At 52.2% G+C, this 2,698-nt stretch carries 2 rRNA genes; both read left to right on the top strand.

The features are described 5' to 3' along the window. Positions 1 to 2,394, top strand: a 23S ribosomal RNA gene (locus ABIB40_RS20505); the annotation flags it as partial. 130 nt (positions 2,395 to 2,524) lie between these two features. Next, a 5S ribosomal RNA gene (gene rrf, locus ABIB40_RS20500) occupies positions 2,525 to 2,636 on the top strand. Positions 2,637 to 2,698 lie beyond the last annotated feature (62 nt).

Genomic DNA, 2,698 nt, shown 5'->3' with positions numbered 1-2,698 from the left:
GTGAAAAGAACCCCGAACAGGGGAGTGAAATAGAACCTGAAACCGTGTACTTACAAGCGGTCGGAGCGTCCAGGTGGCGTGACGGCGTGCCTTTTGCATAATGAGCCTACGAGTTACTCCTCACTGGCAAGGTTAAGGACCTTGAGGTCCGGAGCCGAAGCGAAAGCGAGTCTGAACAGGGCGTATAGTCAGTGGGGGTAGACGCGAAACCTTGTGATCTACCCATGGACAGGTTGAAGGTGCGGTAACACGTACTGGAGGACCGAACCGATAAACGTTGAAAAGTTTCCGGATGATCTGTGGGTAGGGGTGAAAGGCCAATCAAACTGGGAAATAGCTCGTACTCCCCGAAATGTTTTTAGGAACAGCGTGGCGATAGAGTCATACAGAGGTAGAGCTACCGATTGGGTGCGGGGGAGTCAAATCCTACCAAATCCAGACGAACTCCGAATGCTGTATGACATGCGCCGCAGTGAGGCCCGGGGTGCTAAGGTCCCGGGCCGAGAGGGAAAGAACCCAGACCATCAGCTAAGGTCCCCAAGTTACGGTTAAGTTGAACTAACGAGGTCCGATTGCACAGACAGCTAGGATGTTGGCTTGGAAGCAGCCATTCATTTAAAGAGTGCGTAACAGCTCACTAGTCGAGCGATCGGGCATGGATAATAAACGGGCATCAAACCGTACACCGAAGCTATGGGATCTGTACTACGTACAGTATCGGTAGGGGAGCATTCCAGACAGCGGAGAAGGTACCTGGCAATGGGTGCTGGAGCGTCTGGAAAAGCAAATGTAGGCATAAGTAACGATAAGCGGTGCGAGAAACACCGCCACCGAAAGGATAAGGTTTCCTGATCAACGCTAATCGGATCAGGGTCAGTCGGGACCTAAGGAGAACCCGAAGGGGATATTCGATGGACAACGGTTTAATATTACCGTACTATTTATAGCTGCGATGTGGGGACGGAGTAGTGACACTGCCGCGATCTGACGGAATAGATCGTTGAAGGCTGTAGGTATTGGGACGGTAGGCAAATCCGCCGACCTAGCCGAACGCCGATAGTACCGCGAGCCCCCGGGCGAGCGGATAGCGCAGGTAATCAGACTCCCGAGAAAAACCGCTAAGCTCCAGGCTATGAATACCCGTACCGCAAACCGACACAGGTATCCGGGAAGAGGATTCTAAGGTGCTCGAGTGAATCATGGCTAAGGAACTCGGCAAAATGGCCCTGTAACTTCGGGAGAAGGGGCGCTGGTAGCGATACCAGCCGCAGTGAAAAGGCCCAGGCGACTGTTTAACAAAAACACATGGCTTTGCAAAATCGAAAGATGAGGTATAAGGCCTGACACCTGCCCGGTGCCGGAAGGTTAAGAGGGGATGTCATCAGCAATGAGAAGCATTGAATCGAAGCCCCGGTAAACGGCGGCCGTAACTATAACGGTCCTAAGGTAGCGAAATTCCTTGTCGGGTAAGTTCCGACCTGCACGAATGGTGTAACGATCTGGGCGCTGTCTCAGCCATGAGCTCGGTGAAATTGTGGTCCCGGTGAAGACGCCGGGTACCCGCAACGGGACGGAAAGACCCCATGCACCTTCACTATAGTTTAACATTGATATTGGGCACGGGATGTGTAGGATAGGTGGGAGGCTTCGAAGCGGCGTCGCTAGGCGTCGTGGAGCCAACGTTGAAATACCACCCTTTCCGTGTCCGGTGTCTAATCCCGATGATTCGGGAGACATTGTTTGATGGGTAGTTTGACTGGGGTGGTCGCCTCCAAAAAGGTAACGGAGGCTTTCAAAGGTAAGCTCAGTACGCTTGGTAACCGTACGCGGAGTGCAATAGCATAAGCTTGCTTGACTGTGAGACATACAGGTCGAACAGGGTCGAAAGACGGATATAGTGATCCGGTGGTTCTGCATGGAAGGGCCATCGCTCAAAGGATAAAAGGTACGCTGGGGATAACAGGCTGATCTCCCCCAAGAGCTCATATCGACGGGGAGGTTTGGCACCTCGATGTCGGCTCGTCACATCCTGGGGCTGGAGAAGGTCCCAAGGGTTCGGCTGTTCGCCGATTAAAGTGGCACGCGAGCTGGGTTCAGAACGTCGCGAGACAGTTCGGTCCCTATCTGTTGTGGGCGTAGGAATTTTGAGTGGGGCTGACCTTAGTACGAGAGGACCGGGTTGGACCAGCCTCTAGTGAATCTGTTGTCCCGCCAGGGGCACTGCAGAGTAGCTACGCTGGGAATAGATAAGCGCTGAAAGCATCTAAGTGCGAAACTAGCCACGAGATGAGAGTTCCATATAGGGCCGTGGGAGACTACCACGTCGATAGGCTACAGATGTAAAGTCGGCAACGGCACAGTCGAGTAGTACTAATCACCCGAGGCTTTCAAGGGCAACATACTGTTGTCTGCGATGTTCTTTCTTTCTTCTTCCGATAAATATGTCATTAGTTGGAGTTAAAAGTTCTAAGTGTAACGTTCTACGTATAACTTACAACTTATAACGTACAACTTTTTAAAATATTCAGGTGCCTATATCGGCGGTGTCCACCTCTTCCCATTCCGAACAGAGAAGTTAAGCCCGCCAGAGCCGATGGTACTGCGGTAACACGTGGGAGAGTAGGTCGGTGCCAGATCTTAAAAGAGGGAAGGTCCCCGTAGCGGAAACGCTACGGGGACCTTCCTGTTTATGGACTTT

The organism is Pedobacter sp. UYP30 (genome assembly GCF_040547165.1).
In the GTDB taxonomy this organism is placed as follows: Bacteria; Bacteroidota; Bacteroidia; order Sphingobacteriales; family Sphingobacteriaceae; genus Pedobacter.
Note: the sequence above shows the minus strand (reverse complement) of the source record. Positions and strands in the feature narration are given on the sequence as shown.